Genomic DNA, 14,273 nt, shown 5'->3' on the forward strand with positions numbered 1-14,273 from the left:
TCGCCCTAGCCGGCCTGGTCGACGTCGCCGAGGCCGAACACCTTGCGTGCGTTGCCGCGCAGGAAGCGCTCCTCCGCCTCGGCGTCCAGCCCGAGGGCATCGAAGTCCTCCAGGCACCGCCCCGGCGTCAGCATGGGGTAGTTGCTGCCGAACAGCACCTTCTTCGCGCCGCGCCCGCGCAGAAACTCGACGAAATCCGCCGGATAGCGGTTGGCCTTGTAGGCGGAGGTATCGATGTAGACGTTGGGGAACTTGGTGGCCAGCGAGATGATCTCCTGGGTCCAGGGCGCGCCGATGTGGCCGGCCACGATCACCAGCTCCGGGAACTCCAGCGCCACGTGCTCCAGATAGGGAATCGGCCGTCCGGGTTCGGACGGCAGCAGCGGCCCGGTGTGCCCTACCTGCAGGCAGAACGGGATGCCCAGCTCGATGCACTCCGCATAGAAGGGATAGTAGCGCCGATCGTCCGGCGGCAGTCCCCACATCCAGGGCAGAAACCGGAGCCCCCGGAAGCCGAGCTCGCGCACCGCGCGCCGGAGTTCACGCACCCCCTCCATCGGCCGCATGATGTCCGCCGAGGCGATGCCGACCAGCCGGTCCGGGTGCTCGCGCACCAGCGCGGCCACCTCGTCGTTGTCGATCAGCGCGCCCTGCGGTCCCCACCACGCCGAGACCAGCGCCGTGGCGACGCCCGCCTGGTCCATGGCCGCGATGGTGGCGGACAGCGGGACATCCGGCACCTCGCCCTGGCCGGTCCAGCGCCGGAGCGACGCGAACATGGGCTGCGCCAGAAAGCGCTTCGTGGGATGCTGTATCCAGGCATCGACGATGCCGCTGCGGGCCGCGTTCATATCCCCTCCTCGTCCGTCCCGGATCGATGCCGTTATCATAACGCGGCCGCAGGAGGACACCCATGCAGAAGGCGCTCATCATCATCGGCATCGCCATCGTGCTCGTCGGCTTGCTCTGGCCGTGGCTCAGCACGCTGCCGCTGGGCCGCCTGCCCGGCGACATCGTGATCCGGCGCGAAGGCTTCACCTTCTACCTGCCGATCACGACGATGATCCTGGCAAGCCTGGTGCTCTCGCTCGTCCTCTGGCTGTTCCGGCAATAATCCCGACCGGTAACGGTCACTCGCGCGGCAGCGGCAGCCCGTGCTGGCGCAGGAACGAGAGCCGGTCCCAGTAGCCGCGCTGGAACCGGATCAGCCCGTCGACGACGTGGAAGAACCCGCAACCCCGCAGCCCGAGCGGGTCGCGCCACTCGAGCATGGCCCACTCGCCGTCCTCGAACAGATTCTCGACGATGCAGGTCATCTCCGCGTCCGCGAATTCCCGGGCGAACATCGCCCTGATGGCATCGCGTCCTTCCACCGGAACCTGGGTCACCTGGTGATTCACGGCGTCGGCCGCGTAGAAAGCGGCCACTTCCTCGGCATCGCCACGGTTGAAAGCCTCCACCCAGGCCTTGACGACCTGCCGGGGCCCGGCCGGCACAGCATCATGTGCCGGTCCTCCCGCCCGGTCGCGCCACAGCGCGATCAGGGCCTCCATTTCCGGCTGCCCGGCCCAAGCGGGCACATCGGCGGGCAGTCGGAACCAGGGCTGTGCGCTGCGCGTCCAGACGTTGGCCACGGGCGGGAAGGCGCCCGGGTCGTCCAGCGTGCCGGTCTTGAGCGCCGCGATCTCCGGCATCTCCGCACTCGCGAACCACAGGACGCTGCCGCAGTCCGCGCAGCCGGCCCGTTGCCGGTCGCGGCCGCCCATCGAGTATGTCGTCGCGGCCGCTTCGCCGCCGATCACCTCCAGCGCTTCCCTCGGGACAATCAGCGAGAGACTGAAAGCGGCACCCGTCGCTGCCTGGCACTCGGTGCAGTGGCAGGCGTAGGAGGTGAGCGGTTCGCCGCGCAGCCGGTATCTCACCGCGCCGCACTGGCAGCCGCCTTCCCCCATCCGCTCAGGCCCGGTCATTCTCCTCCTCCCTCACAGCCAGCGGCGCACGCGCCGCCGGTATTCGCCGAAGACCGCGCCGAAGCGCTCCATCAGCGCGCGCTCCTCCGGCAGGATCTGGAACCGGTTCATATACGCCGCGTAGCCCATCAGCCAGAGCGGTGCCGAGAGATGGGAAAGCGCGACCGCCCAGCCGGCCAGGGCGAGCAGCATGCCCAGATACATGGGATTGCGGGTGTAGCGGTAGACACCGCCGGTCACCAGCCGGGAGCTCGTCTCCGGCGACAGCGGGTTCACGGTGGTGGCCGCACGCCGGAATTCGCCCACGCTCGCCAGCGCGATGAAGACGCCGGCCGCCACCAGCAACACGCCGAGCCCGGCGCGCCACAGCGGCGGCAGGGGCACGTCCAGTACCGGGAAGGCCTCCGCCGTCGCCCACATCCCGATACCCGTCAGCACGGTGACGGCGGCCGGCGGTATCTTCAGTTCCAGCGCCTGCATTGCGGGGTCCTCCGGCGGATCACAGCAACTCGTCGACCTCGATCGCGTCACCGCCGGCCGGCAGGACGACGAGCGTGCCGTCGCGACCCACACGAAACGGACCGGCGTAGACCGCATCGACGCCTTCGGTGAAGGCGTCCTCCAGGGGGGCCAGCGGCAGCGGCGGCACGATGTGGTTGTAGAGCAGGAAGCCCACCCCGGCTTCCGCCGCGATACGGGCGGCCTCCACCGGCGTGGTGTGGTAGTCGAGGATGTCCTGCGTGATGGTCACCAGGTTGTCGCGGCCGCCCTCCCGGGCGCCCTCGGTCAGCAGCGCAACCAGGTGAGGCGCGAGCGCCTCGTGCACCAGCAGGTCGGCGCCGGCCGCCAGTTGCCGCACCTCGTCCGAGGGACTGGTGTCGCCGCTGATCACCACCGAGCGGCGGGCATAGTCGAACCGGTACCCCACCGCGGGTTCCACCGGCGCGTGCTCGACCCGGAACGCGGTGATCCGCAGGCCGCCGTCTTCGAGCACGACCACCGGCTCCCCGGCGCGCGGGGGCGGGAAAGGCCTGGCGACGGCACCGGCGCCCGCCGGCGGCATGACGGCCTCACCATGATGGGCGATCCGGTAGCCCTCGTCCGCCGCATAGGCCAGGCCGAAACCGCGCACCACCTCCTCCACCCCGGCCGGACCGATGACCGGCGTCGGGGCGACGGCAGTCCCGTTCGCCCAGCGCTGCATCAGCAGCTCGCCCAGGCCGTCTATGTGATCCGAATGGAAATGGGTGAGCAGGATGGCGTCGATGGCGCCCTGGGGGATACGCAGCCGGGACAGCGTGCGCGAGGCGCCGCCGCCGGCGTCGACGATGTAGAGCCGCCCGCCGGCGATCACGGCCGTGCACGGTCCGGAGCGCAGCGGATCCGGCAGCGGCGATCCGGCTCCGCACAGCGCGGTGTGCAGCCCGTCCGGCAGCTCACTGATCAGGTCGGTCTGCAGGTTCGAAGCCACGACGCCGCGCATGGCACGGGTGGCGAGTTCGGTGCGGAAGGCATAGGCCACAGCCAGCAGGACGGCCGCCGCGAGGGCCATGGTGACGAACAGTCGCTTCATCTGCCTCCCCCACAGCGCTCCTGGCTCAGCCGTCGTCGACGATGTTCTTTTCCTTCAGGATCCTCTCGAGCCGCTCGACGCGCACGTAGGCACTGACCGCCATGGCGAAACCAGCGATGGCGAGGCCGATGAGCAGGTACTCCATCCGATTACTCCGTATCGGTAGTTTCGCCCGTATTGTCGGAGTCTGACGGCTCCGCGGCAATCTCCGCCATGCCGGTGATCTGCGCGCGGAACTGACGCAGCAGCGTCTTCACGGTGGCCCGGTTGTCCGGGCCCATCCGTATCAGCAACTTCTGGCCGCTGGACAGGCCCTCCAGCACCGGATTCTCGTAGCGGTACAGGACATGCGGCCGGACCAGCCGCACGGGGTCGGCCACGTCCGGGGTCGCCAGCAGCTGGTCGATCACCACCACCAGGCGATCGTTGAAGTAGCTGTCCGGGTAGCCGAGCTCGGCCCAGGCCTGCTGGAAGAGGGGGTAGTAACGCCGGTACAGGTCGGCGGCGCGGGACAGGTCGATCTCCGCCGCCGCGTTCACCAGCCCGTCGTAGCGCTCGTAGTTCGCGGGGCTCAGGATGTAGAGGTCACCGTCCACCTTGCCGGAGACCCGGAACGAGCCGGGCACCGGCTCCATGGGACGGACACGCTCCGGCAGCCCCTCTCGTTCGAGACCGTCGACGGTGGCGACGATCTTGCGGATGAGCCGACCACGCAGCTCCAGCGCCGGGTCAGCGGCTTCCGGTAGCAGTTGCTCCACCGACTCGGTGAACGGCTCGTCGCTCTCTTCCAGCGGCGGCAGCGCCGGCCCGGCCGGCTCAGCAGGCGTTTCGGCGGCCTGCGATCCCGGCTCGGCAGGAGCCGGTTCGGGCTCCGGCTCCTGAATGGGGTAGCGCGGTTCGGCCGGCGGCGCCGGTTCGACGGTCTCCGCCGCCGGGACCGGCTCTGCCGGCGCCTCCTCCGACTCATCCCGCTGCAGCAGCTGATAGCCGGTGAAGACGAGAAGGACCAGCGTCGCGGCTACCGCGATGACCAGTCCCCAGGATTGTTCGCGCATCAGAACGTCCCTATTCGCTGCTCCGCCGTGGAGCCGCCAGTATAGACGCGGTGGCGCCCGGGGACGAGGGCGTCATTGCGCGATGCGGACGAAATCCTCCTTGTATCGCACTGCGCAATCGGGACACACGAATTCCTCGGGCAGGTCCCGGAATTTCAGACCCGGCGGATAGCCTTCGTGATCGTCGCCGCTCGCCTCGTCGTAGACGTAGCCGCAGTCCGGGCATTCGTACCGGGCCATGGAATCCGCCTCCGTCATGCCGCCGCGGGCTCCGCGGAGGGACGGCCGTAGCGGGCATGGATCTCCTCGCGCCGGTCCGGATCGATATTCACCTTCGAGAGGTCGCCGTCGATGTGGGGCAGTGCGAGCACCCGCTTGTCCATCACCCGGTACCAGAGCGAAGGGATGTAGGCGATCAGGTACATGCCGAAGTAGCCGTTGGGCAGCTGAGGCAGGTCTTCGAAGTGCCTGAGCGACTGGTAGCGCCGGGTCGGATGCGCATGATGGTCCGAGTGGCGTTCGAGGTGGAACAGCAGCAGGTTCGAGTAGACGTGGTTCGAGTTCCATGAGTGATACGGCTGGCAGCGCTCGTAGCGACCGTTCTCCTGCTTCTGCCGCAGCAGGCCGTAGTGTTCGATGTAGTTGGCGCTGGTGAGCTGCCACCAGGCGAGCACGTTATGGATGGCGAGGAACGGGATCATGATCCAGCCGAAGGCCACGATGAGTCCCACCTGCAGCGCGATGGAGATGAGATAGGACTGCAGGATCTCGTTGTCGAGACTCCACACCGACTTGCCTTTGCGCTCCAGGCGCACGCGCTCCTCGTGCCAGCCCCGCTTCATCGCGCCCGGGATCTCGCGCAGCGCAAACTTGTAGATACTCTCGCCCATGCGCGCACTGGCCGGGTCCTCCGGCGTGGCCACGTCCCGGTGATGGCCCTTGTTGTGCTCGATCCAGAAGTGGCCGTAGAAGGGCACGGCCAGCACGATCTTGGCCAGCCAGCGTTCGAGCTTCGACTTCTTGTGGCCGAGTTCGTGGCCGGTATTGATGCCGAGGCCGCTGGCCATGCCCGCCGTCATCGCCAGCACCAGGTAGCCCCACCAGGACAGGTCCTGGGTGCCGGCCCACCAGGCCGCCGCGATCAGCGAGACGAAGTGCATGGGCACCGTCAGGTAGGTGAGGATCCGGTAGTACGGGTCGTCCTCCAGCTCGCGCACGATACGCTCGGGCGGGTTGCTCTCGTCCTCGCCCATCAGCCAGTCCATGGCGGGCGCCACGACGTAGCTCGTGAACAGCGGCACCAGCAGCATCGCCTCGACGCCGGTCCAGGCATGCAGCCCGATACCGACCAGCGGGTAAAGCGCCCACAGTACGGACAACGACCACCAGCTGCGCTTGCGGTCGGTGTAGGCCATGGCCACGCCGTCGGGCGTGCTGTAAGTGAAGGTCTTCATATTTTCCCCCTGTTGCGGAGCCGGGAGATACTCCCGAATCGACCATTCCGCTGGCGCGTTCGCCGCACCCTGTGCCCATTGTGCTTTGACCGGGGCCGGAAAACAGTGCTAGAAATGCCAGTGACTGGTCTATAAGTGCCAAAATATGCACCTTCCCGTCACCTATGTCAGGACCTTCATCGGCGCGCTCGACCTGGACGGGCCCGAGCGCCGGGAGATCCTGAGGGCGGCCCGCATCCGGCCGCGGGAGCTCGAGGGCACCGATCACTACGTTCCCTTCTCCGCGGTACGACGGTTGCTGCAGGCCATCGACCGGCGCCTCGAGCCGGGCTGGCATCTCGAGATGGCGGCGCGAATGGACGTGGCCCATCACGGCCCCCTCGGCATCGCGGCGATCACCTCGCCGACGCTGGGTGACGCGCTGGATATCATGACAAAATTCGGTGAGATACGTGCGCCGTTCGCCTGGGGCGAGATCCGCGAGACGGGTGATACGGTACAGATCCGTTACCACGAGCGCGAAGACCTCGGCACGCTGCGCCCCATCCTGATGGAGATCATGCAGCTGACGGGGCTGCAGGTAATCGCCCACGTGGTCGGACATGCGGCCGGGCGCAAGGGCCCCGGCCTCGTCTGGCACCTGCCCGCCGACAGGGCGGCTCTGAGGGCAGGGTTCGAAGCCCGCTTCGAAGGCACCCTGCGTTTCCAGGGAGACCAGTACACGACTACCCTGCCGGCAGCCTGGCTCGCGGCGCCGTGCCTGCTCTATGACGAGGCTATGCACAAGGTGTCGCTGGCCCGCTGCGAGGAGTTGCTGCAGCAGGTAGCGGAGCGCTCGGCCCTCGAGGTCGAGGTGCGCCAGTGTCTGCTCATGGCCGGCGGGCGCTCACCGGGCCTCGAGCAAGTGGCGCGGCGGCTGAACGTCTCGCGCCGTACCCTGATCCGGCGCCTGAAGCGCGAGGGCACCTCCTACCGGCGCATCCTGGACGAGGTGCACCGCAGCCTCGCCCACGAGTACCTGGTGAGCACGCGCTGGGGTGTGGCGGAGATCGGCTACCGGCTGGGTTACCAGGACGCCGCGAACTTCGGCCGTGCGTTCAGGCGCTGGTACGGCGTGGCGCCCGGCGAATACCGGCGGCGCACGCAGCAGTGGGAGAACCGGTGAGCGCCGGCGCCGGGACGCGCCGCGACGAAGGCGCACTGAATGCGCCCTGGTCCAGTACGGCAGCGGAGGTCGCCGCCGCGCTCGATACGGACCCGCGCCGGGGTCTCGGCCACGCGGAGGCCGCCGCCCGCCTGCAGGCCGCCGGGCCGAACCGCATCCGCGAGGGGGAAGGCGTGCGCTGGTCGCGGATCGTGCTGCGGCAGTTCACCAGCCCGCTGATCCTCATACTCGTGGCGGCGTCCGCCATCTCTGCCGCCATCGGCCACACGGCGGACGCGGTCACGATCATGGCCATCGTGGTGCTGAACGGCATCCTCGGTTTCGCTCAGGAATGGCGCGCCGAGCGGGCGGTGCGCGCCCTGCGCCGGATGCTCAGCCCGGAGTGCCGCGTACGCCGGGACGGCGTGCTCGCGACAGTAGCGGCGGAGTCGCTCGTGCCGGGAGATCTGGTCGCCCTGGAATCCGGCGACCGGGTGCCCGCCGATCTGCGGCTGGTGAGCGCGGCCAACGTCGACGTGGACGAGTCGGCCCTGACCGGCGAGTCGGTGTCGGTGCACAAGGACATCGGCCCGGTCGCTGCGGACGCGGAGGTGACCGACCGGGCCAGCATGCTGTGGATGGGCACGACCGTCAGCAACGGTCATGCCGAGGCGCTGGTGGTTAACACGGGCATGCGGACCGAACTGGGCGGCATCGCACGACTGACGTCCGAGACCGGCGACCTGAAGAGCCCGCTGCAACGCCAGCTTGCGACCCTGGGCCGGCAGCTGGGCATCGCCTCGCTGCTCGTGGCCGCCGCCGTCGCCGGTGCGGGAGTGCTGCTCGGCCGGGATGCGACCGAGATGTTACTGACCGGCGTCGCGCTGGCCGTGGCGGTGGTGCCAGAGGGACTGCCGGCGGTAGTCACCGTGACGCTCGCCCTCGGAATCCGGGCGATGGCGCGGGAGAAGGCCCTGCTGAGAAACCTGCAGGCGGCGGAAACCCTCGGCGCGGCCAGCTTCATCTGCACGGACAAGACCGGCACGCTCACCGAAAACGAGATGACGGCGACCCGGGTCTGGCTGCCGGCCGGCGAGCTGACGGTCACGGGCGCCGGCTACGAGCCGGAGGGCGGTTTCCTGCTGGAAGGCAGCGCCGTGGACCCGGCGTCCCGGCACGACCTGGGCCTGCTGCTCGAGTCTTCGCTGCGCTGCACCCATGCCGAACTGACCCGGCAGGACGGGAAATGGCAGCTCGCCGGCGAACCGACCGAAGGCGCGCTGGTCGTGCTCGCACTCAAGGGCGGGCTCGAACAGCGGCCGCACCCGGAAGGCACGTTGGAGCTCTCGTTCAGCTCCGAGCGGAAACGCATGACGGTCGTCCTGCCGGGCGAGAACGGCCCGGTGGCTCACATGAAAGGCGCCCCGGACACGCTGCTGCCGCTGTGCGACCGCTGGCAGGTGGGAGCCGAGACCCGCCCCCTCGACGACGACGGCCGCCGGGAAGTGGCCGAGGCCTACGAAGCGATGGCGGCCGCCGGCCTGCGGGTACTGGCGGTCGCGCGCCGGCGGATCGAGGACGAGACGGGCGAGGTCGTCGAACGCGACATGATCTTCCTCGGCCTCGTCGGCATGGTGGACCCGCCGCGGCCCGAGGTGCGCGAGGCGCTGGAGGGCTGCCGCAGCGCCGGCATCGGCGTCGTGGTCATCACCGGCGACGCGGGCCCCACCGCGCTGGCCGTCTGCCGCCGGCTCGGCATGCAGCCACCCGGTACCGTGGACGGCCGCGAGCTGGCAGGCCTCGACGACGCCGCGCTGGCGCACCGGCTGCGGGAGGGCTGGGTCTTCGCCCGCACTTCGCCGGAACACAAGTCGCGCATCGTCGGGTTGCTGCAGTCCGAGGGCCACGTGGTCGCGATGACCGGCGACGGCGTGAACGACGCGCCCGCGCTGCAGAAGGCGGACATCGGCGTCGCCATGGGGATACGGGGCACCGACGTGGCCCGGGGCGCTGCCGAGATGGTGCTCGCGGATGACAACTTCGCCAGCATCGTGGCCGCTGTGCGCGAAGGGCGGCGCCAGTTCGACAACATCTGCAAGTTCGTGCGCTACCTGCTGTCGTCGAACTCGGGCGAGGTGGTCGCGATCCTCGGCAATATCCTGCTGGGCGGGCCGCTGATCCTGCTGCCCGTCCAGATCCTGTGGATGAACCTGGTTACCGACGGGATGGTGGCGGTCGCCCTCGGGGAGGAATCGGCGGAGGGCGACGTCATGCGCCGACCGCCACGGGCGAGCGGCCACCGCATCATGGACAAGGGCAGCACGCTGCTGGTCGTGCTGCTGGGCGGCTACATCGGCGCGGCGACACTGTGGCTGTTCCACCATTACCTGACGCACCATCCCCAGGGTCTGGCCTACGCGCAGACGGTGGCGTTCACCGGCATCATCGTGTTCGAGAAGATCAACGTGCTGAATTTCCGCTCGCTGCGAGAGCCGCTTTCGCGCAAGCGGTTCTTCAGCAATCCCTGGATCCTGCTGGCGCTGGGACTCGCGATCGGACTCCAGGCCGCTGCGGTCTACTGGCCGCCGTTGCAGGAGATGCTGCACACGGTTGCCATCGGCTGGCGCGACTGGCTGCTGATACTGGCGCTGGGCGCGCCGCTGTTCCTCATGGTGGAGGCGGCGAAACGACTGCGCGCCCGGCAGGGGTGACGCGGCCGGCGCTAGCGGACATCCAGGCTGCGCCCGTCCTCCACCTCGTCATCCGGGTACAGCACGATGGTCTCGCCCTCGGCGAGTCCGTCGAGCACCTGCAGGCGGAACTCGCCTCTGCGTCCGACGCTGATCGGCCGGAAGACGGCGCGCTCGTCCTCCACCACGAATACCGCCCACTGCTCGCCGCGCCGAAACGCCGCGCTGGAGGGCACCTGCAGCACGTCCTCGGCGGACCAGAGGATGAACTCCGCCTCCACCCGGTAGCCGTCGCCCAGCCGCGCCCACCGCCCGGGCGGCGACAGGATATCCACCAGCACGATCACGCGCTGCTCTTCCACGCCCAGGGCGGAGATCTTCGTGAAGCCGGACGGCTCGACCACCCGCACCTCTCCCTCGAGCGCGCCGTCGCCGCCCCAGCGCAGAAACCGCACGGGCATTCCCGGCGCAAGCCGGACGGCGTCCGCGGACAGCAGCTCCACCTCGACTTCCAGGTTGGACGGATCACCCAGCGTCAGCAACGGCTCGCCGGGGCCCACCACCCCCTCGCTCTCGTGGATGACGTCCAGCACGCTGCCGTCGACGGGCGAGCGCACCACCACCTCTTCCGGCGGTTCGCCGTCCGGCTCCGCCGCCGTATAGCGCAGCACGTCCCGGGCCGCCTGCAGCTCGTAGCGAGCCACCTCTGCCTCCGCCGCCGCCGCCCTCAGGCCGGCGGCGGCGCGCCGGGCCGTGGAGATCACGCGGTCGTATTCCGCACGCGACACGGCATTGGTCTCGTACAGCCGCTCGATGCGCTCGCGCTCCGCCTCGGCGAGCTCCGCTTCTGCCTCGGCCGCGCGTACCCGGGTCTCCGCCGCCTCCAGTGCGGCTTCCGCCGCCGAGACGCCGGCGCGCGCCTCCGCCCGGCTGCGCCGGTCCAGCACCGTGGGGGCCACCGGCTCGATGGCCACCAGGGGCGCATCCGCCGACACCGTATCCCCCTCCTCCAGCTCGATGCGGGCGGCGAAACCGGCCACCGGGGAGGTGATGACGTAGCGCTCCCTGATCCGGGTCTTGCCCTCCTCGGTGACGGTGACGCTGAGCGGGCCCCGGTTCACCGTGCCGGTCTCCGCGGGCAGGGGCTGCGGGCGGAAGCCCAGGTACAGGAGTACCGCCGCGACAGCCGCCACGATGCCGATGATGATGTTCCTGCGACTCGCCACGGGCTACTCCGTCGTCTTCAATACTGCCACCAGATCCAGATTGTCCAGCCGACGCTTGATGACGGCCGAGGAGATCAGTCCCGAGCCGAGCACGACGGCGGCGCCGAACGCATACGTGCTCGGCTCGAGCACCAGCGGCACCCGGTAGATGTCCGAGGAGATGGCCTCCGCGAACAGCGCGCAGATGCCGCGTCCCACCAGGAAACCGAAACCGACACCGACGATGACGAGCAGCATCAGCTCGCCGATCAGGATATAGGCAATCTCGGCCCGGGTGAATCCGAGCACGCGCAGACTCGCGAGCTCGCGGCTGCGCTCGGCGAGCGCGATGCGCGCGCTGTTGTAGACCGCCCCGAAGGCGATGCTCGCCGCCAGCAGCGTATTGACGAAGGTGAACACGAGGATGGTCTCCGCGAAGGACTCGTAGAAGCTGGCGATGGACTGGCTGCGCTGGGCGATGGCGCCGACGCCGGGACGGCGCATCAGCTCGTCGAATACCCGCGCCTGATCGGCCGGGTCGATGGCGAGGAAGCTGCCGGTCAGCACGTGGCCGTCACGCATCAGCCGGTTCAGCGCTGCGAGCTCCATGTAGCCGGAGATGCCGATGTACTCCTCCACGAAACCGGCCACGGGCAGGTCGATGATGGGCCGCCGGCCGGTGAGCACCTCCACGGTGACCGTGTCGCCGGGACGCACTCCCAGAATCTCCTCGCCCAGGTAGCTGGTGAGCAGCAGGCCCTCCGGCGGCGGCGGCACCGGCGCGAGCGACGTATCCACGAGGCGGTGGAGTTCCGCGTCGGGCCGGAACCCCTGTATGGCCGAGCGGTAGGAACGGTTGCCGTAGCGGAAGCGCACCGGCACCGCGCGCATCCCCTCCGCCTGCAGCACGCCGGGCAGCGCGGCCAGCTCGTACTCCGCCTCGTTGCCGGCGAGCTCGTTGAAGGTGACCGTGACGTCTTCCCTGGCCGCCAGATTGAAGTGGCTCCACATCATATAGTCGACGGCGTCCTCCTGGAAATTGCCGGACATCACGAGCCCGGTGGACAGGGCCACTCCCAACACCGTCAGTGCGCTCTTCAGGGGCGCGCGGCCGATGTGGCGCAGGATCATGCGACTGGGCTGATCCAGGAAACCATGACCGAACAGCCGCTCCACGAGGCTCTGCCGATAGACCGGCGGCGTGTCGGGGCGCATCGCCTCCGCCGGCGACAGGCGCACCGCCGAGTGGAACGCATGCAGGGTGCCGACGAGTCCGGCGCCCAGGGTGACGAGCACGCCCGTGAGGAGCACGTCGGGCCTCAGCGCATAGTCCAGCCGCGGGAAACGGAAGAACTCAATGTAGATGCCCGTGAGGCCGCGCGCCGCCCATGCCCCGAAGCCGATGCCCACGGCCGCGCCGGCGAGCACGATGATGAGGATGACGCTGACGTAGTGCCAGCCGACGGTGAGGTTGTCGTAACCGAACGCCTTCAGCACGCCGATCTGGTCCCGCTCCGCCCGTATCAGCCGATTTGTGACGAAGTTGATCAGGAAGGCGGCGAAGGCGAGGAAGATCACCGGGAAGATCCTCGCCATGGCCTCCAGGCTGACGATCTCCTGAGTGATATAGCGGTGCGAGAGCTGGTCTTCCCGGGTGTAGGCCCCCTGGCCTCCGTAGGGCTCGAGCAGCGCGTCGAGACGTTCGATCACCGCCTCGGCCCGGGCCCCCGGTTCCAGCGTCACGACCAGGTCGTTGAACGCGCCGTCCATGTCGTAGGCGACGCTGAGCCCCCGGTAGCCCATCCACATGATCGCGTAGCGCTCGTAGTCCGGGAAAATGTCGCCGGGACGGATCTGGTAGATGAACTCCGGCGAGAGCGCGACCCCGACGATGGCGAGATCCTCGCGCCGGCCGTTGATGATGCCGATGATCGTGTCGCCCGGCGCGAGATTCTGGGCGTCGGCGAATGCCTCGTTGATGACTACCTCCCAGGGCCGGTCCGAGGCCGGCGTGCGTCCCCGGACCTGGTGCAGCTGGTTCAGCAGCGGCGCCCGGTCGTCCGGCAGCGAGACCAGCAGGCCGGTCACCGGATCCTCGAAACCCGGCACCTCCACGTTGATCTGTGCCTTGACCCGCGCCTCGGCCTCGCGCACGCCCTCGATGTCGCGCACCCGCTCCACCAGTGAGCGCGGCGCGCGCTTCAGCGAGGCGAACACCTCCGCGAAACGGTAGGCCTGGTAGTAGTTGTTCTGGGTGAGCGTCAGCGAATCGAGAGTGCTGAGCGAGATGATGTAGGTGGCCACGCCGCTCGCGATGATCATGGCGATGGCTGCGGCCTGGCTGCGCATCTGCCAGAGCTCCCGCCAGCGCTTGCGGTCGAGCGCGCGCATCAGCCTACCAGCTGATCTCCGAAGGTGGCTTGCGGGTCTCGTTGCGCCGCTCGCCGGAGATCAGCCCGTCGCTCATGAACAGCACCCGGTCGGCCATGTCGGCGATGCTGGCGTTGTGCGTTATCACCGCCGTGGCCGTGCCGTACTCCTCGTTCACCCGCGCCAGCGCCTCGAGCACGTGCACGCCCGTCTTCGAATCGAGTGCACCGGTAGGCTCGTCGCAGAGCAGCACTTCGGGGCGCTTGGCAATGGCGCGGGCGATGGCCACCCGCTGCTGTTCGCCACCGGACAGCTGGGCCGGGAAGTGGTCCATCCGCGGCCCCAGGTTCACCATCTCCAGCGCCTCCTCGGGTGTCATCGGGTTGCGGGCGATCTCCGTAACGATGGAGACGTTCTCCCGTGCGGTAAGACTCGGGATCAGGTTGTAGAACTGGAAGACGAAACCGACTGCATGGCGGCGGTATTCGGTGAGTTCGGATTCGCTCGCGCCGGTAAGGTCGATGTCGTCGAAACGCACCGTACCGTCGGTGGGCGTATCCAGGCCGCCGAGGATATTCAGGAGGGTCGACTTGCCGCTGCCCGAAGCCCCGAGCAGCACCATGAACTCGCCGGTATAGAGTTCCACGTCCACGCCGCGCAGGGCATGGACCTCGACTTCCCCGACCCGGTAGACCTTGGTCAGTCCGCGGGCGACGAAGATGGCCCGGCTGCGGTCGTCCTTGTCGTTATGACTACCGTCCCCGTGCTGGGTGCTCATCCCCGAGGCTCCCGACGGACGCAGCCCGTCCACG

13 protein-coding genes and 1 pseudogene are annotated in these 14,273 nt (G+C 68.9%); 3 read left to right on the forward strand and 11 right to left on the reverse strand.

What is annotated here, in order from left to right:
• Positions 1-5 precede the first annotated feature (5 nt).
• Positions 6-851 carry an amidohydrolase family protein gene (locus tag ACJMKX_RS03875; protein WP_405221302.1) on the reverse strand — a complete coding sequence of 282 codons (846 nt, stop codon included), beginning with the start codon at positions 849-851 and terminating at the stop codon, positions 6-8.
• A 62-nt stretch (positions 852-913) separates the two neighbouring features.
• Between ACJMKX_RS03875 and ACJMKX_RS03880 the strand changes: the two genes are divergently transcribed.
• Complete coding sequence (locus tag ACJMKX_RS03880; RefSeq protein WP_405221305.1) at positions 914-1,114, forward strand: DUF2905 domain-containing protein; 201 nt, start codon at positions 914-916, stop codon at positions 1,112-1,114.
• Positions 1,115-1,130: 16 nt separating this feature from the next.
• On the opposite strand, the gene ACJMKX_RS03885 is transcribed toward ACJMKX_RS03880, so the two are convergent.
• The 7 genes and pseudogenes from ACJMKX_RS03885 to ACJMKX_RS03915 all read right to left on the reverse strand — a co-directional run bounded on the left by ACJMKX_RS03885 (position 1,131) and on the right by ACJMKX_RS03915 (position 6,052).
• Complete coding sequence (locus ACJMKX_RS03885; protein ID WP_405221851.1) at positions 1,131-1,496, reverse strand: nuclear transport factor 2 family protein; 366 nt, start codon at positions 1,494-1,496, stop codon at positions 1,131-1,133.
• 129 nt (positions 1,497-1,625) lie between these two features.
• A pseudogene (locus ACJMKX_RS03890) lies at positions 1,626-1,970 on the reverse strand (GFA family protein); the annotation flags it as partial.
• Positions 1,971-1,982: 12 nt separating this feature from the next.
• Positions 1,983-2,450, reverse strand: a complete 468-nt coding sequence (locus ACJMKX_RS03895; RefSeq protein WP_405221308.1) for a methyltransferase family protein — start codon at positions 2,448-2,450, stop codon at positions 1,983-1,985.
• 19 nt (positions 2,451-2,469) lie between these two features.
• The gene (locus ACJMKX_RS03900) at positions 2,470-3,543 is read right to left on the reverse strand and encodes an MBL fold metallo-hydrolase (protein ID WP_405221311.1); all 1,074 of its coding nucleotides are present in this window, start codon (positions 3,541-3,543) and stop codon (positions 2,470-2,472) included.
• A gap of 149 nt (positions 3,544-3,692) precedes the next feature.
• The gene (locus ACJMKX_RS03905) at positions 3,693-4,598 is read right to left on the reverse strand and encodes a DUF3014 domain-containing protein (protein WP_405221313.1); all 906 of its coding nucleotides are present in this window, start codon (positions 4,596-4,598) and stop codon (positions 3,693-3,695) included.
• A 72-nt stretch (positions 4,599-4,670) separates the two neighbouring features.
• Complete coding sequence (locus ACJMKX_RS03910; RefSeq protein WP_405221316.1) at positions 4,671-4,838, reverse strand: rubredoxin; 168 nt, start codon at positions 4,836-4,838, stop codon at positions 4,671-4,673.
• 14 nt (positions 4,839-4,852) lie between these two features.
• A complete protein-coding gene (locus ACJMKX_RS03915) occupies positions 4,853-6,052 on the reverse strand; it encodes an alkane 1-monooxygenase (protein ID WP_405221319.1) in 1,200 nt (399 codons plus the stop codon).
• A 145-nt stretch (positions 6,053-6,197) separates the two neighbouring features.
• On the opposite strand from ACJMKX_RS03915, the gene ACJMKX_RS03920 reads away from it, so the two are divergent.
• Together ACJMKX_RS03920 and ACJMKX_RS03925 are read left to right on the forward strand one after the other, a co-directional pair.
• The gene (locus ACJMKX_RS03920) at positions 6,198-7,217 is read left to right on the forward strand and encodes an AraC family transcriptional regulator ligand-binding domain-containing protein (RefSeq protein ID WP_405221322.1); all 1,020 of its coding nucleotides are present in this window, start codon (positions 6,198-6,200) and stop codon (positions 7,215-7,217) included.
• Positions 7,214-9,907, forward strand: a complete 2,694-nt coding sequence (locus tag ACJMKX_RS03925; protein ID WP_405221324.1) for a cation-translocating P-type ATPase — start codon at positions 7,214-7,216, stop codon at positions 9,905-9,907. Before ACJMKX_RS03920 ends, ACJMKX_RS03925 begins: the two co-directional genes overlap by 4 nt.
• An 11-nt stretch (positions 9,908-9,918) precedes the next feature.
• Here the strand turns inward: ACJMKX_RS03925 and ACJMKX_RS03930 are convergent, their stop codons facing one another.
• Genes ACJMKX_RS03930 through ACJMKX_RS03940 form a run of 3 tightly spaced genes read right to left on the reverse strand, consistent with a single transcriptional unit; the run spans position 9,919 to position 14,239 of the window.
• Positions 9,919-11,112: an efflux RND transporter periplasmic adaptor subunit gene (locus tag ACJMKX_RS03930; protein WP_405221326.1), complete on the reverse strand. Its 1,194-nt coding sequence runs from the start codon at positions 11,110-11,112 to the stop codon at positions 9,919-9,921.
• Between the two features lie 3 nt (positions 11,113-11,115).
• Complete coding sequence (locus ACJMKX_RS03935; RefSeq protein ID WP_405221329.1) at positions 11,116-13,482, reverse strand: ABC transporter permease; 2,367 nt, start codon at positions 13,480-13,482, stop codon at positions 11,116-11,118.
• Between the two features lie 4 nt (positions 13,483-13,486).
• Positions 13,487-14,239, reverse strand: coding sequence for an ABC transporter ATP-binding protein (locus ACJMKX_RS03940; RefSeq protein ID WP_405221332.1), 753 nt, complete (start codon positions 14,237-14,239; stop codon positions 13,487-13,489).
• Positions 14,240-14,273 lie beyond the last annotated feature (34 nt).

It is taken from the genome of Lentisalinibacter sediminis, assembly GCF_040706615.1.
GTDB classification, from domain to species: Bacteria; Pseudomonadota; Gammaproteobacteria; order Steroidobacterales; family Woeseiaceae; genus Lentisalinibacter; species Lentisalinibacter sediminis.

What these genes read in the sequence shown, in the direction of transcription:
- ACJMKX_RS03875 (WP_405221302.1), bottom strand. Translation starts at nt 851, where the DNA reads ATGAACGCGGCCCGCAGCGGCATCGTCGATGCCTGGATACAGCATCCC.
- ACJMKX_RS03880 (WP_405221305.1), top strand. Translation starts at nt 914, where the DNA reads ATGCAGAAGGCGCTCATCATCATCGGCATCGCCATCGTGCTCGTCGGC.
- ACJMKX_RS03895 (WP_405221308.1), bottom strand. Translation starts at nt 2,450, where the DNA reads ATGCAGGCGCTGGAACTGAAGATACCGCCGGCCGCCGTCACCGTGCTG.
- ACJMKX_RS03900 (WP_405221311.1), bottom strand. Translation starts at nt 3,543, where the DNA reads ATGAAGCGACTGTTCGTCACCATGGCCCTCGCGGCGGCCGTCCTGCTG.
- ACJMKX_RS03905 (WP_405221313.1), bottom strand. Translation starts at nt 4,598, where the DNA reads ATGCGCGAACAATCCTGGGGACTGGTCATCGCGGTAGCCGCGACGCTG.
- ACJMKX_RS03910 (WP_405221316.1), bottom strand. Translation starts at nt 4,838, where the DNA reads ATGGCCCGGTACGAATGCCCGGACTGCGGCTACGTCTACGACGAGGCG.
- ACJMKX_RS03915 (WP_405221319.1), bottom strand. Translation starts at nt 6,052, where the DNA reads ATGAAGACCTTCACTTACAGCACGCCCGACGGCGTGGCCATGGCCTAC.
- ACJMKX_RS03920 (WP_405221322.1), top strand. Translation starts at nt 6,198, where the DNA reads ATGCACCTTCCCGTCACCTATGTCAGGACCTTCATCGGCGCGCTCGAC.
- ACJMKX_RS03935 (WP_405221329.1), bottom strand. Translation starts at nt 13,482, where the DNA reads ATGCGCGCGCTCGACCGCAAGCGCTGGCGGGAGCTCTGGCAGATGCGC.
- ACJMKX_RS03940 (WP_405221332.1), bottom strand. Translation starts at nt 14,239, where the DNA reads ATGAGCACCCAGCACGGGGACGGTAGTCATAACGACAAGGACGACCGC.